At 67.1% G+C, this 23,130-nt stretch carries 24 protein-coding genes; 12 read left to right on the top strand and 12 right to left on the bottom strand.

Features of this window, described 5'->3' with window-relative positions; genetic code table 11:
* Window positions 1-10 precede the first annotated feature (10 nt).
* The gene (locus FHS48_RS15140; RefSeq protein ID WP_184264535.1) at window positions 11-901 is read left to right on the top strand and encodes a LysR family transcriptional regulator; all 891 of its coding nucleotides are present in this window, start codon (window positions 11-13) and stop codon (window positions 899-901) included.
* A gap of 274 nt (window positions 902-1,175) precedes the next feature.
* On the top strand, window positions 1,176-1,514 hold the full coding sequence (locus FHS48_RS15135; RefSeq protein ID WP_184264534.1) for an NHLP leader peptide family RiPP precursor: 339 nt from the start codon (window positions 1,176-1,178) through the stop codon (window positions 1,512-1,514).
* A gap of 68 nt (window positions 1,515-1,582) precedes the next feature.
* Here the strand turns inward: FHS48_RS15135 and FHS48_RS15130 are convergent, their stop codons facing one another.
* The 4 genes from FHS48_RS15130 to FHS48_RS15115 all read right to left on the bottom strand — a co-directional run bounded on the left by FHS48_RS15130 (window position 1,583) and on the right by FHS48_RS15115 (window position 5,365).
* Complete coding sequence (locus FHS48_RS15130; RefSeq protein WP_184264532.1) at window positions 1,583-2,023, bottom strand: response regulator; 441 nt, start codon at window positions 2,021-2,023, stop codon at window positions 1,583-1,585.
* Between the two features lie 122 nt (window positions 2,024-2,145).
* Window positions 2,146-2,658, bottom strand: a complete 513-nt coding sequence (locus tag FHS48_RS15125) for a dihydrofolate reductase (RefSeq protein WP_184264530.1) — start codon at window positions 2,656-2,658, stop codon at window positions 2,146-2,148.
* 2 nt (window positions 2,659-2,660) lie between these two features.
* Window positions 2,661-3,455, bottom strand: a complete 795-nt coding sequence (locus FHS48_RS15120) for a thymidylate synthase (protein WP_184264528.1) — start codon at window positions 3,453-3,455, stop codon at window positions 2,661-2,663.
* Window positions 3,452-5,365 (bottom strand): ABC-F family ATP-binding cassette domain-containing protein, encoded by a 1,914-nt coding sequence (locus FHS48_RS15115; RefSeq protein ID WP_184264526.1) that lies wholly within the window; start codon window positions 5,363-5,365, stop codon window positions 3,452-3,454. The genes FHS48_RS15120 and FHS48_RS15115 overlap by 4 nt, the downstream gene beginning before the upstream one ends.
* Window positions 5,366-5,649: 284 nt before the next feature.
* On the opposite strand from FHS48_RS15115, the gene ndk reads away from it, so the two are divergent.
* The 6 genes from ndk (at window position 5,650) to FHS48_RS15085 (ending at window position 11,104) form a co-directional block, all read left to right on the top strand.
* A complete protein-coding gene (ndk, locus tag FHS48_RS15110; protein ID WP_184264524.1) occupies window positions 5,650-6,072 on the top strand; it encodes a nucleoside-diphosphate kinase in 423 nt (140 codons plus the stop codon).
* Between the two features lie 222 nt (window positions 6,073-6,294).
* The gene (locus tag FHS48_RS15105; RefSeq protein WP_184264652.1) at window positions 6,295-7,497 is read left to right on the top strand and encodes a pyridoxal phosphate-dependent aminotransferase; all 1,203 of its coding nucleotides are present in this window, start codon (window positions 6,295-6,297) and stop codon (window positions 7,495-7,497) included.
* A 91-nt stretch (window positions 7,498-7,588) separates the two neighbouring features.
* Window positions 7,589-8,659 (top strand): lysozyme inhibitor LprI family protein, encoded by a 1,071-nt coding sequence (locus FHS48_RS15100; protein WP_184264522.1) that lies wholly within the window; start codon window positions 7,589-7,591, stop codon window positions 8,657-8,659.
* An 84-nt stretch (window positions 8,660-8,743) separates the two neighbouring features.
* Window positions 8,744-9,595: a M55 family metallopeptidase gene (locus FHS48_RS15095; RefSeq protein WP_260402509.1), complete on the top strand. Its 852-nt coding sequence runs from the start codon at window positions 8,744-8,746 to the stop codon at window positions 9,593-9,595.
* 13 nt (window positions 9,596-9,608) lie between these two features.
* Window positions 9,609-10,379 carry a HEAT repeat domain-containing protein gene (locus tag FHS48_RS15090; protein WP_184264518.1) on the top strand — a complete coding sequence of 257 codons (771 nt, stop codon included), beginning with the start codon at window positions 9,609-9,611 and terminating at the stop codon, window positions 10,377-10,379.
* Window positions 10,376-11,104, top strand: a complete 729-nt coding sequence (locus FHS48_RS15085) for a hypothetical protein (protein ID WP_184264516.1) — start codon at window positions 10,376-10,378, stop codon at window positions 11,102-11,104. Before FHS48_RS15090 ends, FHS48_RS15085 begins: the two co-directional genes overlap by 4 nt.
* Here FHS48_RS15085 and FHS48_RS15080 read toward each other — a convergent pair.
* From FHS48_RS15080 to FHS48_RS15060, 5 genes are all read right to left on the bottom strand, one after another.
* Complete coding sequence (locus FHS48_RS15080) at window positions 11,082-11,591, bottom strand: EVE domain-containing protein (protein WP_184264514.1); 510 nt, start codon at window positions 11,589-11,591, stop codon at window positions 11,082-11,084. The genes FHS48_RS15085 and FHS48_RS15080 overlap by 23 nt on opposite strands.
* Window positions 11,592-11,689: 98 nt before the next feature.
* Entirely contained in the window at window positions 11,690-12,442 is a 753-nt protein-coding gene (locus FHS48_RS15075; RefSeq protein ID WP_184264512.1) for a response regulator, read from the bottom strand.
* Between the two features lie 82 nt (window positions 12,443-12,524).
* Complete coding sequence (locus tag FHS48_RS15070) at window positions 12,525-13,970, bottom strand: sensor histidine kinase (protein ID WP_184264510.1); 1,446 nt, start codon at window positions 13,968-13,970, stop codon at window positions 12,525-12,527.
* A 51-nt stretch (window positions 13,971-14,021) separates the two neighbouring features.
* Window positions 14,022-14,654, bottom strand: coding sequence for a YitT family protein (locus tag FHS48_RS15065; protein WP_184264508.1), 633 nt, complete (start codon window positions 14,652-14,654; stop codon window positions 14,022-14,024).
* A 7-nt stretch (window positions 14,655-14,661) separates the two neighbouring features.
* On the bottom strand, window positions 14,662-15,834 hold the full coding sequence (locus FHS48_RS15060; protein WP_184264506.1) for an amino acid aminotransferase: 1,173 nt from the start codon (window positions 15,832-15,834) through the stop codon (window positions 14,662-14,664).
* Between the two features lie 201 nt (window positions 15,835-16,035).
* Between FHS48_RS15060 and FHS48_RS15055 the strand changes: the two genes are divergently transcribed.
* Window positions 16,036-16,533, top strand: coding sequence for an Lrp/AsnC family transcriptional regulator (locus FHS48_RS15055; protein ID WP_260402508.1), 498 nt, complete (start codon window positions 16,036-16,038; stop codon window positions 16,531-16,533).
* A gap of 50 nt (window positions 16,534-16,583) precedes the next feature.
* Here the strand turns inward: FHS48_RS15055 and FHS48_RS15050 are convergent, their stop codons facing one another.
* Window positions 16,584-17,213: a LysE family translocator gene (locus tag FHS48_RS15050; protein ID WP_184264502.1), complete on the bottom strand. Its 630-nt coding sequence runs from the start codon at window positions 17,211-17,213 to the stop codon at window positions 16,584-16,586.
* 148 nt (window positions 17,214-17,361) lie between these two features.
* Between FHS48_RS15050 and FHS48_RS15045 the strand changes: the two genes are divergently transcribed.
* Window positions 17,362-18,516, top strand: a complete 1,155-nt coding sequence (locus FHS48_RS15045; protein ID WP_184264500.1) for an MFS transporter — start codon at window positions 17,362-17,364, stop codon at window positions 18,514-18,516.
* On the opposite strand, the gene FHS48_RS15040 is transcribed toward FHS48_RS15045, so the two are convergent.
* The gene (locus FHS48_RS15040) at window positions 18,497-19,477 is read right to left on the bottom strand and encodes a carbon-nitrogen hydrolase family protein (RefSeq protein WP_184264498.1); all 981 of its coding nucleotides are present in this window, start codon (window positions 19,475-19,477) and stop codon (window positions 18,497-18,499) included. The two genes, FHS48_RS15045 and FHS48_RS15040, sit on opposite strands and share 20 nt — an antisense overlap.
* 101 nt (window positions 19,478-19,578) lie before the next feature.
* Here FHS48_RS15040 and FHS48_RS15035 point away from each other — a divergent pair, with 101 nt between their 5' ends.
* Window positions 19,579-20,526 carry a LysR substrate-binding domain-containing protein gene (locus FHS48_RS15035; RefSeq protein WP_260402507.1) on the top strand — a complete coding sequence of 316 codons (948 nt, stop codon included), beginning with the start codon at window positions 19,579-19,581 and terminating at the stop codon, window positions 20,524-20,526.
* A 123-nt stretch (window positions 20,527-20,649) separates the two neighbouring features.
* Here the strand turns inward: FHS48_RS15035 and FHS48_RS15030 are convergent, their stop codons facing one another.
* Complete coding sequence (locus tag FHS48_RS15030; RefSeq protein WP_184264495.1) at window positions 20,650-21,576, bottom strand: DMT family transporter; 927 nt, start codon at window positions 21,574-21,576, stop codon at window positions 20,650-20,652.
* Between the two features lie 107 nt (window positions 21,577-21,683).
* On the opposite strand from FHS48_RS15030, the gene FHS48_RS15025 reads away from it, so the two are divergent.
* Window positions 21,684-23,129 carry an aminotransferase-like domain-containing protein gene (locus tag FHS48_RS15025; RefSeq protein WP_184264493.1) on the top strand — a complete coding sequence of 482 codons (1,446 nt, stop codon included), beginning with the start codon at window positions 21,684-21,686 and terminating at the stop codon, window positions 23,127-23,129.
* The last annotated feature ends 1 nt before the right edge of the window (window position 23,130 follow it).

The raw sequence follows: 23,130 nt of genomic DNA, 5'->3' as shown, positions 1-23,130 counted from the left end.
TGGTGGTGTCATGGATCCTCTCAGCCTCAGCCGGTTGACCTATTTTGCCGCCGTGGCGGAAACCCGGTCCTTTACGGCTGCGGCGGAACGGCTGGGGGTGGGCAAGGCGGTGGTCAGCCAGCAGGTGGCCCGGCTGGAGGAGGGGTTGCAGGCGACACTGCTGCTGCGCACCACCCGCCGGGTGACGCTGACCGAGGCCGGGGAACGCCTGTATGCCCGCTGTCAGGTGATTTTCCGGGAAGCGGCGGAGGCGGTGGAGGAGGCCGCCGATACCAATGCCGAGCCGCAGGGGGTGCTGCGGGTGGCGGCGTCGCAGGATCTGGGCACCGGGACCGTGGCGGCGGTGGCGGCGGCGTTCACCCGCCGTTACCCGGCCTGCACGGTGGATCTGGCGGTATCGGATGCGCGGACGGATCCGGTGGCGGAGCAGACGGATGTGGCGGTGCGGGTCGGCTGGCTGGACGACAGCAGCCATCAGGCGCGGCGGATCGGCACCTTCCGGCAATGGGTGGTGGCGGCCCCCGGCGTCGGGGAGGCGTCGGTGCCGGGTGATCTGGCGGTGCTGCCCTTCATTGCCAACACCGCGATGCGCGATCCGCTGAACTGGATTTTCCGGCAAGGGGAGGCGGAGCATCCGGTGCGGATGCGTCCGGCGATGACCATCAGCAGCACGCTGGCGGTGCTGTCGGCGGCGCTGGCCGGGGGCGGGGTGACGGTCCTGCCGGATTTTCTGGTGGCGGCGGCGGTGCGTGACGGGCGGCTTCAGATGCTGCTGCCGGACTGGACTCTGCCGGTCGGCGGCATCCATGTGGTGTTTCCGGCGGCCCGGTTCCGCCCGCAGAAGGTGACGCAGTTTGTTGCCATGCTCTCCACAGCCCTGAAAGAGGAGGGCGGGAGGTAAATGCCGGTTGACCCTTTGGTCCGGGGTAGCACCGGAAAAAGGCCGGTTTTCCGGCAATCACCCTTTTCAAGGTATTGAAAATATTGGGAAGTGACGAAGGTCACACAGAATTTTCCGCGATGTTTCCAGCCAGACACAGCGGAGAGACCCCCTCCCTTTCCGGGCGGTCCGGCCCTATTGTCTGTCCGTCAGCGTGCCGGGGCGGAACAGCCCGCCCCCACGCAATGCCCCCCACGCAATTCCCATTGACCCGTCAGAGCGATAGGACTGTCCGATGACCGCACTTCCCACTGAAGACCCGATTCTGGCGCTTCGGAAACACATTGAATCGGCGCTGGTGCAGAAGGCCGGTACTGATCCGGAATTCCGCGCCCAGCTTCTGGCTGATCCCGATGCTGCCCTGACCGCCCTGCTGGGCCGCCAGTCGCCGCTGGACCTTAAGCTGCGCGTGATCGAAGAGCAGCCGGGCGAAGCCGTTGTGGTGCTGCCGTCTGCCATCAACACCGAAGAACTGCCGGATGAACTGCTGGATCTGGCTTCCGGCGGCGTCAGCTTCAGCGCTTTCGTCCTGTACGGCCCTCCGTACCCGGACAGCAAGCCGAAGAAGCGCTGAGCTTCCTGTAAACAAAATGGCCTGTCCCTCTCAAGGGGCAGGCCATTTTTCATGGGGTGGTCGAAGGGTCAGATCCGGGGCAGGCTGACGGTTTGCAGCCAGAACAGCTCGAAGCTTTTCACCACGTCAAGGAAGCGGTCGAATTCCACCGGCTTGACGATATAGGCGTTGGCCCCCAGCGCGTAGCAACTGTTGATATCGTCGCGGGCGGAACTGGTGGTCAGCACCACAATCGGGATTGATCGCAGCGCCGGATCGGCCTTGACGTCGGTCAGCACTTCCCGCCCGTTCTTGCGCGGTAGGTTCAGGTCCAGCAGCACCACATCCGGGGTCGGCACGCTGGTATAGGGGGCCTGTTTGCGCAGGAAGCGCAGGGCCTGCTCCCCGTCGTTGACGTGGTGGATGTGGTTGGTGGAGGTTCCGCTGGATTTAAGGGCTTCGAAGGTCAGCCGGGCATCGCCGGGATTGTCCTCGACCAGCAGAATTTCAGCGGGGCGGCGCAGCGGCATTCCACGAAGTCCTTTACCACAGTACGGTCTTCATCGTCGCACACCTTACGGATGCGTCAAGAGTGGCAAAAGGATCATGGTGCCTTTGGCCTATTCCGTTCAGGGGATGGACCTTCTTGATTTTAAAGGCGTTCCAGAACGACAAAGTCGTGTGTATGCACGCCATTGGCATCCGTTTCACCGGCGGTGCGGGCGGTTTCCGTCCACTCGGCCCGGTTGAAGGCCGGGAAGCGGACATCACCGTCCGGATCCATGAAGACCTCGGTCAGGTACAGCCGCCGGGCCAGCGGCAGCCCGAGGGCGAACAGATCGGCGCCGCCGATCACCATGGCTTCCGGCCCGTGGGCGGCGGCGGCGGTCAGGGCGGCGGCAAAGTCGTGGGCCACCTCGACGCCGTCAGCGGTCCAGCCGGTGTCACGGGTCAGCACGATGTTGTGCCGTCCCGGCAGCGGACGGCCGATCGAGACGAAGGTCTTACGGCCCATGATCACCGGCTTGCCCAGCGTCACCCGCTTGAAATAGCGCAGATCATCCGGCAGGTGCCATGGCAGGGCGTTGTTGCTGCCGATCACGCCGTTGCGGGCGACGGCCACGACGAGAGAAAGGGCCTGAGGGGAAAGGGTCTGGGGGGGCATGGTCACACCGCAATCGGGGCTTTGATCGCCGGATGGGACTGGTAGTTTTCCAGCCGGAAGTGATCGTAGGTGAAGGCGAACAGATCGGTCACCGCCGGATCCAGATGCATCTGCGGCAGCGGGTAAAACTCCCGCGACAGCTGTTCCCGCGCCTGATCCAGATGGTTCAGGTACAGGTGGGCATCGCCCAGCGTATGGACAAAATCGCCGGGCTGATAGCCGCAGACCTGCGCCAGCATCAGCGTCAGCAGGGCGTAGGAGGCGATGTTGAACGGCACCCCGAGGAAGATGTCAGCCGACCGCTGGTAGAGCTGGCACGACAGCTTTCCGTCGGCGACATAGAACTGGAACAGGCAGTGGCACGGCGGCAGGGCCATGGCGTTGACCTCCGCCGGATTCCAGGCGGAGACGATGTGGCGGCGGCTGTCGGGATTGGTCTTCAGGCTGTGCACCAGCTGGGCGATCTGGTCGATGCTGCCGCCGCTGCCATCGGGCCACGACCGCCATTGTGCGCCGTAAACCGGGCCGAGGTCGCCGTTTGCGTCGGCCCATTCGTCCCAGATGGTGACGCCATGCTGATGCAGATAGCCGATGTTGGTGTCCCCGCGCAGGAACCACAGCAGTTCATGGATGATCGACTTCAGGTGCAGCTTCTTGGTGGTGACCACCGGAAACCCGGCGGACAGGTCAAAGCGCATCTGATGGCCGAACACCGACAGGGTGCCGGTGCCGGTGCGGTCTTCCTTGCGGTGGCCGGTTTCCAGAACCAGCCGCATCAGATCATGATACTGCTTCATGACAGAGCATCTTCCTCCCGCTCGGCGGCGTCGACGGCTTCCATCGCCTCCATCCACACCGCTTCGGCGTCGTCGAGGCGGCGGCTGAGGTCGCCGAGATCCTTCTGGATCTTCGCCACCGCCTCGGCCGGGCCTTCATACAGTTTGGGGTCTGCCAGCTTTTCTTCCAGAGTTGACTTTTTGGCGGTCAGGTCATGGACCTGCTTTTCCGCCTGTTCGGCCTTGCGCTTCAGCGGGGCAATCCGGGCGCGGGCTTCGGCAGCGGCGCGGCGGGCATCCTTGCGGGAGACCTGCGCCTCGTCAGAGGCCGGGGCGGCGTCCCGCCGGGCATCGCGGGCCTGTGACAGCAGCCACTTTTTATAGTCATCCATGTCGCCGTCAAACGGCGCGACGCCGCCGTCGGCGACCAGCCACAGCCGGTCGGCGCAGGATTCCACCAGATGGGAATCGTGGGTGATCAGGATCACCGCGCCCTCGAACACGTTCAGGGCGGCCATCAGGGCTTCGCGGGTGTCGATATCCAGATGGTTGGTCGGTTCGTCCAGCACGATCAGGTGCGGCTGTTCCTTACACATCAGGGCAATCAGCAGGCGGGCTTTCTCGCCGCCGGACAGGCTGGAGACCTTGGTGGTGGCATGATCAACGCCAAAGCCGAACCGCCCGAGGTGGGCGCGGACTTTGCTTTCCGGCGGGGCCATGCCGCCCGGCGGGGTCAGCGCCTTGGTCATATGGCCCAGCGGGGTGTCGTCGGGGTTCAGCTCGTCGGTCTGGTGCTGGGCGAAGTAGCCGATGCGCAGCTTCGATGATTTGCGCATCTCGCCGTCCATCAGCGCCAGCCGCCCGGTCAGCAGCTTGGCCAGAGTCGACTTGCCGTTGCCGTTGGCCCCCAGCAGGGCGATGCGGTCATCCTGATCAATGCGCAGGTTGATCTTGCGCAGCACCGCCCGGCCATCGTAGCCGACCACGCCGTTCTCGACCGCGATCACCGGCGGCGACAGCGGTTCGGGATCGGGGAATTCCAGCGTGATGCTCCGCTCTTCGATCACCGACACCACCGGCCCCATCCGCTCCAGCATCTTGATGCGGCTCTGGGCCTGCCGGGCCTTGCTGGCCTTGGCGCGGAAGCGGTCGATGAACGCTTCCATCTTCTTGCGCTGTTCCATCTGCTTGGCCGATGCCTTGACCAGCAGCTCCAGCTTTTCGCGCCGGGTCTTCTCGAAGGTGTCGTAATTGCCGCCGTAGGCGACCAGCTTGCCGTTTTCCAGATGGACAGTGCGGTTGGGCACTTCGTTCAGCAGGTCGCGGTCATGCGACACCACAATCAGGGTGCCGGGATAACCGGACAGATAGTTCTGAAGCCACAGGGTGGCTTCCAGATCCAGATGGTTGGTCGGTTCGTCCAGCAGCAGCAGATCGGGCTGGGAAAACAGCACCGCCGCCAGCGCCACGCGCATGCGCCAGCCGCCGGAGTATTCCTGCACCGACCGCCCGTGATCCTCCGCCGGGAAGCCGAGGCCGGACAGGATCTGGGCGGCGCGGGCCGGGGCGGAATGGGCCTGAATGGTGGCCAGCCGCTCGTGCAGCTCGCCCATCCGCTCCGGGGCCGGATCATTGTCCAGCTCCGCCAGCAGGGCGGTGCGCTCGGTATCGGCTTCCAGCACGGTGTCGATCAGGCTGCCGGTGCTTTCCGAGGCTTCCTGCCGCAGCCGCCCGACCCGGGCGCGTGGGCGGATCTGGATCTCCCCGGATTCCGGGGCCAGTTCGGCCATCATCAGCTTCAGCAGGGTGGATTTTCCGGTGCCGTTGCGGCCAACCAGACCCACCCGCGCCCCGGCGGGAATGTGAACGGAGGCCTGATCCAGCAGGACACGGCCGCCAATGCGATAGACGACGTCGTTAATGTGCAGCATGGGGGTGGAATACCAGTTAGGGGGAGCCGTGAACAGGCCGAAATGAGAGAGAGACGCCAAGTGGAAATGAACGGCCTGTGATGCCTGCCTGTGACGGGCCTGTGATGCCAGCCCGTGACGGGCCTGTGATGATTGTCACACATCTGTGTTTCGGCGGTTGTCTTTCCGGTGGGTAAAGGATATAACGCCCGCGATTTTCCCGCATTGCCTTTTCCGGGACGCCTGACGTGTCCGGCGGGGGGCAACGCACCAGCCAAGGCTCCTGAAGCCAGAGGGATAAGAAGATGGCCACTGAACGTACCCTGTCGATCATTAAGCCGGATGCCACCCGCCGTAACCTGACCGGCAAGATCAACGCCCGCTTTGAAGATGCCGGCCTGCGCATCGTCGCCCAGAAGCGCGTGCTGCTGACCCAGGCTGAAGCCGAAGGCTTCTACGCCGTGCACCGCGAACGTTCCTTCTTCCCGGAACTGGTTGCTTTCATGACCTCCGGTCCGGTCGTGGTGCAGGTTCTGGAAGGCGAAAACGCCGTCCTGAAGAACCGTGACATCATGGGCGCCACCAACCCGGCCAACGCTGCCCCGGGCACCATCCGCGCCGATTTCGCCGAGTCGATCGAAGCCAACTCCGTGCATGGCTCCGACTCGCTGGAAAACGCCACCAACGAAGTGGCGTACTTCTTCGCGCAGACCGAAATCGTCGGCTAATTCAGCCGCCGGGTTCCGGTTAAGAATAAAAAGCGCGGTGGCCGGATGGCTTCCGCGCTTTTTTTCTGCCTGTGGCGCGGTTTTCCGTCTGTTGCCGGGTCATCCGCCGGTTCCCTGCTTTGCATTTGGGCAAAGCGCGTTTAGGGTGCTGTCCGCGTGATGAATACCCGTATGCATCCGCCGTTCTCCTTCTCCCACCTTCACAGGACCACCGAGGGCATCATGTCCATTCTCGCCAAGCGTCTGTCCGCCATTAAGCCGTCCCCGACCATTGCCGTGACCCAGAAAGCCGCTGACCTGAAGGCCGCCGGCCGCGATGTGATCGGTCTGGGGGCCGGGGAACCGGACTTCGATACGCCGGACCACGTCAAGAAGGCGGCGCAGGACGCCATGGCCCGCGGTGAGACCAAGTACACCGCCGTGGCGGGTACTCTGGCCCTGCGCAAGGCGATCGTCGATAAGTTCAAGCGCGAGAACAACCTGACCTACACCCCGGATCAGGTGACCGTCGGCTGCGGCGGCAAGCAGGTGATCTACAACGCCATCATGGCGACCGTGGAACCGGGCGATGAAGTGATCATCCCGGCCCCGTACTGGGTGTCCTATCCGGATATCACCCTGCTGGCCGGTGGCACCCCGGTGTTCGTGGAATGCGCCGAGACCGACGGCTTCAAGCTGACCCCGGCGGCGCTGGAACAGGCGATCACCCCGAAGACCAAGTGGCTGGTGCTGAACAGCCCGTCCAACCCGACCGGTGCCGCCTATTCCGCGGCTGACCTGCGGGCGCTGGCCGATGTGCTGCTGAAGCATCCGCATGTCTGGATCATGACCGATGACATGTATGAGCATCTGGTCTACGACGGCTTCACCTTCGCCACCATCGCCGAAGTGGAACCGGCGCTGATCGACCGCACCCTGACCATGAACGGCGTGTCGAAGTCCTTCGCCATGACCGGCTGGCGCGTCGGCTATGCCGCCGGTCCGCTGCCGCTGATCAAGGCGATCAACATGATCCAGTCGCAGAGCAGCACCCACACCTCCTCGATCTCGCAGGCCGCCGCCGCTGCGGCGCTGAACGAGCCGATGGACTTCTTCGAAGCCTGGCGCGCCGCCTTCAAGGCCCGCCGCGATCTGGTGGTGAAGATGCTGAACGAGGCGGAAGGCCTGTCGTGCCTGACCCCGGAAGGTGCCTTCTACGTCTATCCGTCCTGCGCCGGTGTCATCGGCAAGACCGCGCCGTCGGGCAAGAAGATCGAGTCCGACAGCGATTTCGTGACCGAACTGCTGGAGTCCGAAGGCGTGGCGGCGGTGCAGGGGGCTGCTTTCGGCCTGTCCCCGTACTTCCGCATTTCCTATGCCACCTCGGAAAAGGCGCTGACCGAAGCCTGCACCCGCATTCAGCGTTTCTGCGCCAGCTTGAAGTAATCATCCTTTCGCCATAAGCATGAGGGATGCTGCCCCCGGTTCCGGTGACGGAGCCGGGGGTTTTTCTTGGGGGCAAGAGATGCGGGTAAAGATGATGATCGGGGGGGTGGCCCTGTGGCTGATGGCCGGTGTGGCGCAGGCGCAGGAGGCCGGGCCTTCCTTTGACTGTTCGGCGGGAAAAACGCTGGGGGAGCAGATCGTGTGCTCCGACACCGGTCTGGCCGCACGCGATCAGCTGCTGGCGGACACTTATAAGGCCAGACTGAAAGGCCCGAATGCCGAGGCGGTGAAAACCGCGCAGAAAGCCTGGCTGAAGCAGCGGGATGCCGCCTGCGGCATCGCCGGGCAGAAGGCGCAGGAACTGCTGGAACGCCCGACCCTGTGGACGGCGGCACCCTGTCTGGTGCAGCAGTACGACACCCGGCTGGCGGAGCTGGGGGCCAAGGCCCCGGCGGTGAAGCCGTTACCGGCGGGAGCCTGGCATCCGGCCTGCGTCGGTGCCGCCGCCGATGCTGCGGAAACCGGCATTGATCTGGCCCTGTGCCAGAACGGGACAGCCCATGTCGGTGCCATCCCCAGCGAATTCCCTGACAGCTTCGAGAGTGAGGGGATGAACGAAGGGGCCCGGGATTACAGTTTTTACCAGAAGTCCGGAACCCTGCCGGATGGCCGCCCGGTGGTGCTGACCATCTACAATGGCGGCGGCACCGGCTTCTTCAGTCAGGTTTCGGCGGTGACGGTCAAAAAGGATAAGGACGGCCGCGATCACATGACCCTGCAACCGGTGGGGGATGGCGGCGACCGTTGCAACGGCGGCATTAGTGATGCCAGCGTCAAGGGCAACAGCGTCAGCATCACCCGCAGCATGACTCCGGCGGCGCTGGCGGATCTGCTGAAGGTACCGGAACCGCTGGTCAGCCAGCTGCCGGACTGTGCGGTCTGTTGCGCCGCCGATGTCACCACCAGCCAGACGCCGGACGGGGAGCCGCAGACCGACAGCGTGACGGTTCAGGATATCGAGGAACAGGCGCTGGGCGATGGCAAGCTGGAAGCCTGTGTCGGCAAGGTGCTGGAAACCTATGCCGGAAAGACCCTGAAACTGTCGGAAACGGCGGCACTCCGTAAAGACCTGACCGCCTGCGAAAAGTTTGTCGGGAAGTAATGTTGTTTGGGGCCGGGCGGTCGGGGGACGGCCCGGTTCTGGCGTTAACAGGCCGTGATGGGCCATCAACAGGAAAGCGCGGATATGACCAAAATCCTGATCTCGGTGGATATCGAAGGCATTGCGGCGGTGTTTGAACGCCAGCAGGCGGTCCGGGGCAATCCGGAATATGAACGGGCCCGCCGCCTGATGACGGCGGAGGCCGATGCGGCGGTGCGCGGGGCCTTCGCCGGTGGCGCGACCGAGGTGACGGTGGTGGATTCCCACGGCCCGATGGGCAACCTGATCACCGAGGATCTGGATCCGCGCGCCCGTGTCATCTGTGGCCGGGCCCGGCCGCTGTCGATGATTCAGGGCATCACCCCCGACCATGCCGGGGTGGTGCTGATCGGCTGGCATGCCAGCGCCGGGGAATACGGCCAGTTCGCCCATACCCTCAGCAGTCAGGCCTTCCGCCGCATCCGCCTGAACGGGGCGGTGGTCGGGGAAACCACCCTGTACGGCGGCTATGCGGCGTCGCTGGGGGTGCCGCTGCTGCTGACCAGCGGCGATGACCGCTATTGTGCCGAGGTGCAGGCCCAGTTTCCGGCGACGGCGACGGTCTGCGTCAAGACCGCCATCGGCATGTTTGCCGCTGATTGTCTGTCGCCGCACCGCGCCCGCGACCTGATCGAGGACGCGGTGCGGACGGCGGTGCAGGGCCATGCGCAGGCCCGGGTGCAGCATCCGGTTCCGGCCGGGGCCGATGTCGGGCTGCTGGTGCCGTTCCGCGCCGAGGTGGAAGTGACCACCCAGTTCATCGCCGATGGCCTGTCGCTGCTGCGCGGTGTGGAACGGCTGGGGGCGGAAACTGTCGCCTTCACCGCTGCTGATATGCGCGAGGTGTTGCAGACGCTGGCGGTGATGAGCCTGATGGGCGGATCGCTGCAACAGTAAGGAGGGACTGGCGATGGCAGTGACCGGAAAAGCCCCGTCAGGGCGCGGTGTGGCGGATGTAGCGCCGGAGCGTCTGGCGGAGCTGAATGCCGGGCGGGTGGCGATTGCCACCCTGACCGAAGGGCTGGCGATGGATTTTGCCGTTCTGCTGGCGGCGGTGGTGCCGCAGGCGGATGCAACGGCGATGCAGGCGGCGGCGGGCGAGGGCGTGACCCGGCGGATGGCGCTGGGCGGCACCCTGCTGCGGCAGGCCGGGGCCGATCTGTCGGCGCTGGCCGGGCATCCGTCGGATACGGTGCGCGGCTGGGTGTGTTATGCGCTGGCCCAGCAGCATGGCGCGGATCTTCCGGCCCTGCTGGCGGTGTTGCGCCCTCTGGCCGATGATCCGCATTTCGGGGTGCGGGAATGGGTGTGGCTGGCCGCCCGCCCAACCCTGCTGACCGATGTGCCGCAGGCGATTGCCCTGCTGACCCCGTGGACGGCGGAACCCTCGGACTGGCTGCGCCGCTTTGCCTCGGAAGCCCTGCGGCCGCGTGGGGTGTGGTGCGCCCATGCGGCGGTGCTGCGGGCCGATCCGTCTCCCGGCCTGCCGCTGCTGGAACCGCTGCGGGCCGATCCGGCGCGCTACGTGCAGGATTCGGTGGCCAACTGGCTGAACGATGCTGCCAAGGATCACCCGGACTGGGTGCGGGCCCTGTGTGCCCGCTGGCTGGCGGAAAGCCCGGTGGCGGCCACGCGCTATATCTGCAAGCGGGCGCAGCGCAGCCTGAAGGAAACGGCATGACGGGGGGGCGCAGGGCGCTGGCGGCACTGCTGCTGGTTCCGGTCTTGGTTTCGGCCTTGGTGTCGGTTTCTGGGCCGCTGCGGGCGGCGGATGCCCCGGTGCTGGTCATTGATCCGCTGGCGGTGGCGCGGGCGCTGACCCGGTCCTGTTCCGCCCCGTTTGACCTGATGGTCCAGCCGCTGCTGGACTACTGCGATACGTGGGACGGCCGCAACGATGACCCGGAACTGATCGCCGAGGCCCGCGCCACCCTGATCCGGCTGGGGCTGACCGATGCCGCCCTGTTTGACGGGCTGGAGATCAGCTGGTGCCCGTTACAGCGGGTCAACGGCATGGCCCCGCGCGCCAACCGGGTTCTGCTCAACCCGTCCTATAAATCCCGCCCGGTTGATCTGGTGGCCCTGCTGGGGCACGAGATGGTGCACATCCGCCAGTACCGCGACTGGGGGGAGGAACAGTTCCGCTGCCGTTATGGCCGTGAAATCGCTGGGGGCCACGGCATGCAGCGGGCCAACCCGATCGAGCGCGAAGCGTATGAGGAAGAAGACGGCATCCGTGCCCATCTGCGGCTGGAGCTGGCCCGGCCATTGACGGCGGCGGAAAACGGGGCCTCCGCCCGCTGCCGCAGCGGCGAGGGCAGTTGCTTCCTGCCCTCGGCCCGACCGGTCGGCAGTGCCTGCGGCTGTCCGTCGGAAATCGGCCTCAGCCCGGGAACGGTGTATTGATTGTGGCCCCCATCGCCCCGGCAATCCGGGCGAAATCGGCGGCGCTGACCTGAAAATGCCCGTAGCGGAACGGGGCACCCCAGTGGGTGCGCCCGGCGGTGAACTCCAGATGCGGCAGCAGCGGCCGGATCGGGGCGGTGTGGACCTGCGGCAGCCAGTCAATGTCCCGGCGGTAGGGGACAAAGCCTTCGCCCATGTCGAACAGGTATGGCTCCCCGGCCCGGACGGTGCCGATGGCGGTGAAGGCCTGCAACGGCTCCTTGCCCCGGAACGCTTCGGTCGGGGAGTAATAGGCAAAGCCATCCCCGGCCCGCATCCGCCGCAGCGGCCCGCCTTTGCCGTGGCACACCTGCGCGAAGCCCCCGGCGACCCCGCGCCGGACATGCTCGGCGGAGACGATGCCGATCCAGAATTTGCGCCCGTCAGGGGTGGCCTGCGGGGTGGAGAAGGGGGTGTCCAGCGGGAACAGGGTGGACTGTGCGGTCATGATCAGGCTCCGGCAGAGGCGGTCAGTACCGGCTTCAGCAGGCCGGTTCAGGCAGTCTGCCGGGAAGGTCTGTCAGATTCTGTCAGCAGCGGGCAGAGTCAGGGGGTTCCGCGCATCAGCAGCAGGGCTTTCAGGGCGAGATGGAACTGTTTGGGGTCCACCGGCTTGGTGATTACCGACAGGCCGGAGTCTGCGATTTTCCGGATGTTTTCGACGATGGCTTCCCCGGTGACGATCAGGATCGGCAGATCCGGGATCAGGGCCAGCAGAGCCCGGGCGGTGTCCACACCATCCCGGCTGCCCGGTAACAGATAATCAATGATGGCGGCATCGGGGGTGACGTCACCGCTGCGCACGGCCTCGACCGCACCGTCACCGCTGGTGATGCCGAAACAGCGGAATTCCCAGCGGTTGAGGATGGCCTTGGTGGCCTGAAGAACGCCGTGATCATCCTCCACCACCAGCACCTGCGGCAGCCGGTCGGCGGGGCGGGCCTGCGTCTCGTGGCGTGCCGGATGACTGCGGGAGGCGACCAGCACGTTGCCCGCACCATCCACCAGAGCCAGCGGCACCGGCGCATCGCGGATGGCGTCATACAGGGCGGGCAGATGGGGCAGGTGGGGGGTGGCCTGCGTGCCGATCAGGGCATCCAGCCGCTGGAGCAGGCTGGGGCTGGGGTGATCGACCCCGCGTTCCCAGCGCGAGACCGTGCGCTGCCCGACCCCGAGAAAAGCGGCCAGAGCCTGCTGCGACAGCTGGGCCTGACGGCGGAATGTCAGGATCCGGCTGGCGAGACTTTCACCCGCCCACGCCCGGGGATCCGCAGGTAAGGAAATGATGTGCCGGTGCATGACGGTTCATCCCTGCAACTTATACCGGTATGGATGACGGAGCCGCAGGCAAAGGGGAACGTCTAAATGCGTCTGTCACGCATTATTTGTTCTGACGCGGGAGTTCTACCGTAAAGCGGGTGTACTGGCCGGGGCTGGACTGCACTGTTACGTGCATCGACAGCAGGGCGGCGGTGCGCCGGGCAATCGACAGCCCCAGCCCCAGCCCCAGCCCTTTCTGGCGGTCGCGGTTGGGGTTATCAATCTGCCGGTATTCCTGAAAGATCAGCTCCTGCTGATCGGCTTCGATCCCCGGGCCCTGATCCCAGACCTCAAGCAGCAGGCTGCCACCCCGGCGTCGGCAGCCGACGATCACCCGTCCGCCCTGCCCGAACCTGATGGCGTTGTCGACCAGATTGCCGAGAATCCGCAGCAGCAGGCCGGGATCGGTATACACCGTCTGCGATGACAGGATGACCCGCAGATCGACGTCGGCCTCCTCCGCCATCGGCGAAAACTGGGCGGACAGTCTGGTGAGAACGTCAGACAGGCGGGTGGCCCGCAGATCGGGCACCAGTGTGCCGCTGTCGAGGCGGGCAATGTCGAGCAGGGCATTCAGGTGCCGGGTCATGGAATCGGTCAGGCCGGTCATGTCCGCCACCAGTGCGGTCAGGCTGCTGCGGCCTGAGGCGGACGTGGGGCCTGCCGGGCCCGGTGCGGTGGTCAGTTCGTGATCGACGGAGGCGAGCAGCAGCTTCATCGCATGCGTCACCTGCCGCAGATCATGGCCGGTGGCGGCAAGAAAGCGGGACTTTTCCGCCAGTGCCTCTTCGGCCCGCTGTTTGGCATGGTGCAGTTCCTGCCGGTGGCGGCGTTCGGTTTCCAGGGCCTGCCCCTGCTGGTCCAGATCGCGGGACAGGCGGTTTCCCACCATCATCAGCACGGAATAATACAGCACCACATGGGTGACGATCAGTTCCAGAAAAAACCAGCCCTGAAAGGCCGGCTGATGGATAAAGTCCGGGGTGGGGTGCAGCAGGGCGGTGGCCATGCGGGCCAGCAGCACCGCAGAATGCAGGATCAGGGTGCCGGACAGCAGCCGTTCGGCGGCATCCATCGCCCGCCGGGGATGAAGGCGGTGCAGCAGAATGGCACCGCGCCCGAAAATCAGCACGCTGATCAGCGTCGCGGCGATGATGCGCGGATGATACACCGCGTCGGCAAAGATCAGGATCAGTTCCCAGATCACCGCCGTTGCGGCTGTCAGCAGGATCCCCAGCCGCAGGGCCATCCGGTAGCCGACAAAAACCAGAACCCCCTCGACCACGGCAAAGGCCGCGGCGGTGACAATCACGTTATGCAGGGTATTGGCGTGGGAACTGCGCACCATCAGGGTGGCGAGCCCGGGGCCGGTCAGCAGGCTGCCGACGGCGATCAGCCCCAGCCCCCGCAGCTGCGGGTGGCGGTGCCACAGGGCCAGAGCGGTCAGCCCGCTGGCGGCGGTGACCGCCAGCAGGTAGAACAGACCGGATGTCGGATCAAGGATCATCGTCCGGATCCCCCCCTCCCGCTCAGGCCCGGTGGCCGGATCCTGAGCGCCTTAACTGAAGGCGGTGTATCGCCCCGGCTTATGGTTGATGGCGATGATCAGGTTGGTGATGGTGATGCCCAGCACTGACAGCGCCAGATTTTCCACCGGCAGCACGAACCACGCCGCCGCCATCAGGGCCAGATCGATTCCCAGTTGCAGGTATCCGGCGCGCAGGCCGGTGCGTTCCTGCAAAAACATCGCCAGAATGTTGATGCCGCCCAGCCCGGTGCGGTGGCGGAACAGCATCAGCATGCCGCAGCCGATCAGGCAGCTGCCGATCACCGTGGCATAGACCGGGTTGAGGGTGGAAAAATCCACCCAGCCGCTGACGTAGCGCGACAGCAGCGACACCATCCCCACCGCCAGAAAGGTGCGCAGGGTAAAGGCCCAGCCCATGCGGATAACGCCAAGCACATAGAACGGCAGGTTCAGCACAAAAAACACCGCCCCGAAGCCCAGCCCGGTGACATAACTGGTCAGCAGGGCCAGCCCGGCGGTGCTGCCGACCAGCAGCACCGCCTTGGTGTAAATGACCGCGCCGAGGGACACCAGCAGCGTCCCGGTCAGCAGGGCCAGCACGTCTTCGTACAGGCGGTGGCGTTCCGCCGGGAGGGCGTCAGGGGTAACAGCGGCAGCGGTCATGATGGTCTTACCCCAGCAGCGGGACGAAGGTGGCGGCGACGCGGGCCACATCAGCCTGCTTCAGCCCGGCGATGTTGATGCGCCCGGAGGTCGGCATGTAGATGCCATGGTCCTTGCGCAGGGCCAGAATGTCGGCCTCCTTCATCGGCAGCAGGGAGAACATGCCCTGCTGACCGGCGACGGCGGTGGACCCGGCCCAGTGGTTGCCGATGGCGGTGGCCAGACCCTGCCGCAGGCTGATCAGGCGGCCGCGCATGTCGTTCAGCTCGGCGATCCAGTCGGCCTTCAGCTCCGGGGTGGCCAGAATGGTGCGCACCACGGCGGAGCCATGGTCCGGCGGCATCGAATAACTGGTGCGGGCAATGGTCACCAGATTGGAGCGGGCGGTTTCCACCGCGCTCTGGCTGCCGCCGACGGCGTAGACCGCCCCGGTGCGTTCGCGGTACAGGCCGAAGAACTTGGAGCAGGAGACGGCGACCAGCGACTCCGCGGCGGCGGCGATCACGGTGCGCAGCCCGGCGGCGTCTTCCTCCAGCCCGGCACCGAAGCCCTGATAGGCGGAATCGATCAGCGGGATCAGACCCTTGCGGGCGACGATTTCGGCAACCACCGCCCACTGGGCGGCGGTCAGCTGCGCCCCGGTCGGGTTGTGGCAGCTGGCGTGCAGCAGCACGGCATCCCCGGCTTCGGCGCTTTCCAGCGCGGCGGTCATGCGGTCAAACTGCACTGCCTGCGACGGCACGTCAAAGTACGGGTAGGTCTGCACCGACAGCCCGGCGGAGCCGAAAATACCGAGATGGTTGGCCCAGGTCGGCACCCCGACCCAGACCCGGGTCTTGCCGGCCTTGGCCAGCAGGTCGGCGGCAAGGCGCAGCGCGCCCGACCCGCCCGGAGCCTGCACCCCGGCGACGGCCTTGCCGCAGTCGGTGCCGCCGACCACGGTCCACAGCAGGTCGATGAACACCCGGTCCCCTTCCGGCGCGACGTAGGACTTGCTGTCCTGCGTATCCAGCAGCACCCGTTCGGCGGCCTTCACCGCCCGCATCACCGGGGTATGGCCGGTTTCGTCCCGGAAGACGCCGACGCCAAGGTCAACCTTGTCGGTGCGGGTGTCGGAATTATACAGGCCGATCAGGGCCAGCAACGGATCCTGCGGTTGCGGAGAGAGGGAGTCGAACATGTCTGCGTTTCCTGAAGACAGCGCGGATCCGGGCACCAGTCGCCCGCCGCGCCGGGGGAGGGACATAACGCATCCGGTTATAGCAGAGCCGCGCCGCAAAAACCTGCGCTTCTTTCACGGCTGTTGCAGCGCAAACTGTTGTCCGTTTGCGTAAAAACAGCAAAACTGTCGATCTGTTTGCGCTGATCCGCCGGAGGGATGATGTCTGATGCCGTAACGCCGCCGGGCACCCTGCCGATGACGCTTGATGCCGTGGACCGCCGCATCATCCGCTGCCTGCTGGAGGATGCCACCCTGTCCAACAACGAACTGGCCGAAAGGGTCGGTCTGACCGCCGCGCCGCTGTCGCGCCGTCTGGCCCGGCTGTATGGGGCGGGGGTGATCCGGCAGGCGGTGGTGGTGGACCCCGCCGCCGTCGGGCTGGGGCTTCAGGCCTTTGCCGAGGTGACGCTGAACCGCACCGCGCCGGAGGTGGGGGAACGCTTTGTCCGCGCCATTGCCGCCATGCCGGAGGTGGTGGAATGCCACACCGTGACCGGTGACTTTGATTTCCTGCTGAAAATCTCGGTCAAGGATATCGCTGATTACAAGCGCCTGATCTGGAACGAGTTCGACCGCCTGCCGGACATCAAGGGCCTGCGGTCGACCATCGTGTTTGATACCCCCAAGCGCAGCCTCGGCACACTGCCGGACTGGTGAGGGGGCCGGACTGGTAAGGGATCCGGACTGGTGAGGGAACCGGGGGCGGGTCAGCGCAGGGTGGCGGCCAGCTTCAGGCCGAACACCGCCATCAGCGCCCCGGCGCTGCGGTCGATCCACAGCTTGGCCTTCAGGTAAGCGGCACGCGGGCCTGCGGCGGACAAGACCAGCGCCACCAGCATGTACCAGCCGCCTTCGATCAGGAACACTGTCAGCGCCGTCAGCACCTTGAAGGACAGGGGGGCATCGGCGGGCAGGAAGGCGGCGAAGACGCTGGCATAGACAATTGCGGTTTTCGGGTTGCTGACCTGTGTGGTCAGCGCGGCGAGGAAGGTCCGGCCGGACAGCGGGGCCGGGCGGCCATCGTCGGCAATGGCAACCGCCAGCGGCTGCGCTGCCCCCCGGAAGATCCGCCAGCCCAGCCACGCCAGATACAGGCCCCCGGCAACTTTCAGGGCCAGATACAGCGACGGCACCGCCAGCAGCAGACTGTGCAGCCCCAGCAGCGACAGCACCGCGAACAGGGATCCGCCAAGGGCCATTCCGGCGGCGGCCAGCAGACCGTTGCCGCGTCCGCTTCCGGCGGCGGTGCGGGCCACCAGCACAAAACTGGGGCCGGGGCTGGCCGCCCCGACGGCAATGGTGGCGGCAATGCCGAGAAGTTCAGGCAGATGCTGCATGGCGGGGGGCTCCGGGAGGATGCGGGAGCGCGGCAGGGTATCATGGTTCCGGGGGTGGGGAAATCTCCTCTCTTGCCGCAGCGGCAGGCGGGCGCTACATACCCTTGGTTGCTTATGCTGCACTGCCGTTCCCCCGGAGACTCCCCCCGTGCATATCGCCCCTGTCCTGTCCGCTGACCGCCCGGAAACGCGGCTGGCCACCCGTCTGTCGTTTGCCGTTGCCGGGTTCGGAATGGCCTGCTGGGCGCCGCTGGTGCCGTTCGTCAAGGCCCGTCTGGGGGTGGATGACGGGGTGCTGGGCCTGCTGCTGCTGTGCATCGGCATCGGGTCGATTGTTGCCATGATGGTGACCGGGGTGGTGATCGCCCGCTACGGCACCCGGGCCTGTATTCTGTTCGGCGGGTTCGGCCTGACCCTGCTGCTGCCGGTGCTGACCCAGATCAGCGATGTGACGGTGATGGCGGCGGCGCTGGCCCTGTTCGGGGCCGTGGTCGGCACGCTGGACGTGTCGATGAATGTTCACGCGGTGGAGGTGGACCGCGCCGCCCCCCGCCCGTTGCTGTCGGGGTTTCACGCCCTGTATTCGGTCGGCGGCTTTGCCGGGGCGGCGATGATGACGGTGCTGCTGTCGGCCCGCCCGGACGTGCTGACGGCCACCCTGATCGGGGCAGCGCTGATGCTGGTGGGGATGATCATCACCGCGCCGCGTCTGCTGCGCGGCGGTCAGGCCGGGGATGGCCCCCTGTTCGTGCGGCCGCGCGGGGTGGTGCTGGTGCTGGCGGCGATCACCACCGCCATGTTCCTGACCGAAGGAGCAATGCTGGACTGGAGTGCCCTGCTGGTCACCACCTCCGGGTTGATGGCGGCGGAGCAGGGCGGGGTTGGCTACATGCTGTTTTCGGTCGCCATGACCGCCGGGCGCTTTGCCGGGGACCGGATCACCGCCCGCTTTGGCGACCGGGCGGTGATGGTCTGGGGCGGGGCGATGACGCTGGCCGGGCTGGCGGTGCTGCTGCTGGCCCCGCAGGCGTGGGTGGCGCTGTCGGGCTTCCTGCTGATCGGGCTGGGGGCGTCGAACATTGTGCCGGTGCTGTTCCGGCTGGCCGGGGCACAGACGGTGATGCCCCCGGCGCTGGCGGTGGCGGCGGTTTCGACGGCGGGCTATGCCGGGATTCTCGCCGGGCCCGCCGCCATTGGCTTCATCGCCGATATCGTCGGCCTGAAACAGGCATTCTGGCTGCTGGCGGTGTTGGTCTGCACCGTGCCGCTGGCGGCCCCGCTGGTTACGGCGCGTCGGCGCTGATGCTGTCGTCCGCCGGTTCCGTCCCCGTCCGTTCGGTGACCGGCTGCACCGGGGTGCGCGGGGTTTCGTTAACCGTAAGACGGAACACGTCCGGGCGGGCGTAATGGCCGCTGACGTCAAGGTCATACTTGCCCCGGATGCAGTCGTTCAGGTCGATGTCGGCGGTCAGCACCGCTTCCCGCCCGTAGACCGGCCCGGCGAGGATCTCGCCCAGCGGCGAGACGATGACGCTGCCGCCCCGGATCAGCTCGGTCTGCGGGTCGTTGCCCTGAAGGCAGTCATAGTCTGCCGGGGCATCGGCGCGGGTCATATACTGGCAGGCCGACAGCACAAAGGTGCGGCCTTCATAGGCGATGTGGCGCATCGAGGCCTGCCAGATGTCGCGTTCATCGACCGTCGGGGCGCAGTACAGGCTGACGCCCTTGGCATACAGGGTCTGGCGCAGGGCTGGCATGTAGTTTTCCCAGCAGATGGCGGTGCCGATCGCCCCGACCGGGGTTTTCACCACTGGCAGGGTTGATCCGTCGCCCTGTCCCCACACCAGCCGCTCGCTGGCGGTGGGCATCAGCTTGCGGTGCCGCCCCAGCAGGCTGCCATCCGGGCCGAAGATCAGGGCGGTGCAGTACAGGGTGCCGCCGTCGCGTTCGATGATGCCGGTGACCAGATGCGCCTTCATCATGGCCGCGAAGCCGCCGATGCGGGCACACTCCGGGCTGTCGATCTCCACCGCGCCCTGCCAGTAGCGCAGGTAGTCATCGCGCCCCGCCGGGGTGCGGCTGCCGACACGGGCCCCGAAATCCAGCCCCTTCGGATAGCCGCCGACATAGGCCTCGGGGAACACCGCCAGCTCCGCCCCGTCGCGGGCGACGGCCTGACAGTGGGCTTCCATGCGGTCGAGGGTGGCGGCGGTGTCAAACAGGGTGCTGCCAGCCTGAACGACGGCGACGCGGCGCTGGGTCATGGGAAAGACTCCGGAAAAGAGGGAGGGGGAGGGCTGTGGGGAGTTGCCGGTGTGGACCAAGGATGGCAGGGTCTGCACTATCAACAAAGGTGTCATTGGTGATGGAAACTATTGACCTGAATGATAGTGCGCGGCTGGACTTCAATCTGGCGGTGACCTTTCTGGCGCTGTGGCAGGAGCGGAACGTTTCCCGCGCCGCCCGGCGGCTGATGCTGTCGCAGTCGGCGGTCAGCGCGGCGCTGGCGCGGCTGCGGGCGGTGACGGGGGATCCGCTGTTCGTGCGCCTTGGCGGCACCATGCAGCCGACCCCCCGGGCGGAGGCGATGGCGGCAGCGGTGCAGGCGGGGATGGAGCAGGTGCAGCGGGCCTTTCTGGTGCCGCCGCCGTTTGATCCGGCGCGGACGCAGCGGGCGTTCACACTGGCGATGTCCGATGATTTCCAGATTGCGGTGGGGCCGGACATTGCCCGCACGCTGGATGCCGAGGCCCCGGCGGCGGTGGTCCGTTTCCGCCAGAGCAGCCGGGCGACGGTGGAGGCGATGGTGGCGGGCGGCGAGGCCGATCTGGCGGTGATTGCCCATGCGCCGGAGGGCACCGGACTGTGCCATCAGGCGGTGGCGGAGGGTGGCTTCGCCCTTGTGTTTGATGCGGCGGCCTGCGGGGGTGCGGCACCGCTGGATGTGCCGACATGGCTGGGGTTGCCGCATGTGCTGGTGTCGTTTAACGGGCGGACCGGCATTGTTGATGATGTGCTGGCCCCGCTGGGCCTGACGCGGCGGGTGCAGACGGCGCTGACCCACTTTGCGGCGCTGCCGCCGTTCCTGCTGGGGCGGCGGGCGGTGGCGACCCTGCCCGCCCATGCGGCGGCGCGGCTGGCGGCCTTTGCCGGGCTGGCGGTCTCCCCGCCGCCGCTGCCGATGGGGGGCTATACGGTGTCGCTGCTGTGGCGGAAGGATCTGGATGCCGACCCGGCCAGCCAGTGGCTGCGCCGGGTGGTCGGGCGCTGTGTGGCGCAGGGCGTCGGAGGCCCGGCAATGCCGGGCACCTGAGGGGGGTAAAAACAATGGAGCGCAGCGACTGGCCCATTGAGGGCCCGTCCGCCCATGCGGACGTAAGCCAAGGGCGCGGATGCGCCCGCCCGGCGTTTGAGGGGCCCCAAAAAAAACCAAACATTACCCCACCCGCACCGGCATCCGTTTGCCGATCATCACCAGTGTGGCGACCACCACGGTCATGATCAGGGTCAGCGGGGTCAGCACTTCGTTCAGCAGCACCGCCGCCCCCAGCAGGGACAGGAACGGTTGCAGCAGCTGTACCTGACTGACCCGGGCGGTGCCGCCCAGCGACAGGCCCCGGTACCAGGCGAAGAACCCGATCAGCTGGCTGATGGCCCCCAGATACAGCAGGGAGGTAACGCTGGGCAGGCTCCACGCCTGCGCCGGGATCGGGCCGTCAATCCACGGCAGGGCCAGCGTCAGCGGCAGGGCGACGGGGGCGCACAGCAGCACCGCCCAGCAGATCACCTGCCAGCTCGGCAGGCGGCGGCTGAGGCGGGAGCCGCAGGCGTAGCCGGTGGCCGCCGACAGCACCGCCGCCGCCATCGCCAGATCCCCGACCGAGAACGCCCCGCCGCCCAGCGTCAGGGCGTAGCCCACCACGCAGCCGCTGCCCGCCAGCGCCACCAGCCAGAAGCCGGGGGACGGGCGGTCGCCGCACAGCACCGTGGCGGCAACGGCGGTGGCAAACGGCAGCAGCCCGTTGACGACAATGGCATGGCTGGCCGGGGACTGATCGGCGGGGAACAGGGTGACGCCATAGGCCATGAACAGTGGAAAGCCGATCACCGCCCCACCGGCGACGGCCAGCAGGTCGCGCAGCAGGGCCGGGTCGGGCAGGCGGGCGCGGGCGGCGGCCAGAAAAACGGCGGCCAGCACGATGGCGACGTCCAGCCGGATCAGGGTCACACCCAGCGGCGACAGGCCGGACAGCAGGATCGACAGCCGGGTGACCGGCAGGGTCAGCGAGAACAGGACCACCCCCAGCGTGCCCAGCAGCAGGCCGGTGCGCACGGGGGCGGAGGAGGGAAAGGCGGCGGACATGGCGGTGTCTCCGGGGGAGAAGGTGGGGAGACCCAGACGGTAGTTGATCCCCCGCAACCGACACAGATACAGTTGGCGTGAAATTTGAGCAATACAGAGGGGCGGCGATGATCACAGACATGGCACCCGGCGAAACCATGGCGGACCGGCTGGCGGCAGTGCTGACGGCGCGGATCCGGGCGGGGGTGTTCCGCCCCGGCGACCGGCTGCCCTCGGTGCGGGGGCTGGCGCGGGCGGAGGGAGTTAACCCGCAGACGGCGGTACGGGCCTTGCAGTGTCTGGAAGATGCCGGTCTGGCCGAACCGCGCCCCCGTTCCGGCTGGTTTGTCCGCTCGGTCCGCGCCGGGGTGACGCCGCAGCCGGGGGCCGGAACCCCGCAGCCGGTGGCCCTGCCGGAGCTGGCCCGGCAGATCCTGACCCAGCGGTTTCAGCCCGGCCTGATTGCCATGGGGGCGGCCCAGCCGGGGCCGGATCTGTTGCCGATCACCACGCTGTCGCGCCTGCATGCCAGTGCCCTGCGGCAGGGCGGGGCCGATCTGCTGGGGCGGTACAGTGATCCGGCGGGGGAAGCCGGGCTGCGGCGGGCGGTGGCGCGGGTGTTGGAAGACCGCGGCCTGCACTGCGGGCCGGACGACATCATCATCACCAATGGCTGCATGGAGGCGCTGGATCTGGCCCTGTCCGTGCTGGCCGCGCCGGGGGCGGTGGTGGCGGTGGAAACCCCGGCCTATTACGGGGTGCTGCTGGCCTTGGCCGGGCATGGCCTGCGGGTGGTGGAACTGGCGGCGGACAGCCAGACCGGGGTGTCCCCGGCGGCGGTGCGGGCGGCCCTTGCGGCGGGGGATGGGGCCGGGGGGGCACTGGCGGCCTGCCTGCTCAGCCCGCTGGTGCATAATCCGCTCGGCGGATCGGTGCCGGTGGCGGCGCGGCAGGAAATCCGGCAGGACCTGCTGGCGGCAGGGGTGCCTTTGATCGAGGATGACTGCTTCGGCTTTCTGCATGGCCCGCTGTCCGATCCCCGGCCGATGCTGGCGTTTTCCGGGGCGGGGGACGGCGGCCTGCTGTGTGGGTCGGTGTCGAAAACGGTGGGGCCGGGCCTGCGGATCGGCTGGATTGTGCCGGGCCGCTGGCACGAGGCGGTGTTGCAGGCCAGTTTCCGCCGTCATCTGTCGCACCCCGCCCCGGCGCAGGCGGTGGTGGCGCGGTTTCTCGACAGTGGCGGCCATGCCCGGCTGGCGCGGCGGGCGACGGCGGAATACCGGCGGCGGCAGGAGGTGCTGGTGGCCGAACTGCGCCGCCAGATGCCGCAGGAAACCGTGATTGCCGAACCCCGCGCCGGGATGAGCCTGTGGCTGACTCTGCCGGACGGGCTGGAGGCCATGGCGGTGATGGCCGCCGCCCGGCACCATGGCCTGTCGGTGGTGCCGGGGCCGCTGTTCTCTCCGGTTGGGGGCTATGCGTCGTCGCTGCGCCTGAGTGTCGGCAGTGTCGGGCCGGAGGACCTGCCGGACGCGGTGCGGCGGCTGGCGGCGGCGGTGGCCGATTTTCGATAGC

The organism is Novispirillum itersonii (genome assembly GCF_014205675.1).
GTDB classification, from domain to species: Bacteria; Pseudomonadota; Alphaproteobacteria; order Rhodospirillales; family Rhodospirillaceae; genus Novispirillum; species Novispirillum itersonii_A.
Note: the sequence above shows the minus strand (reverse complement) of the source record. Positions and strands in the feature narration are given on the sequence as shown.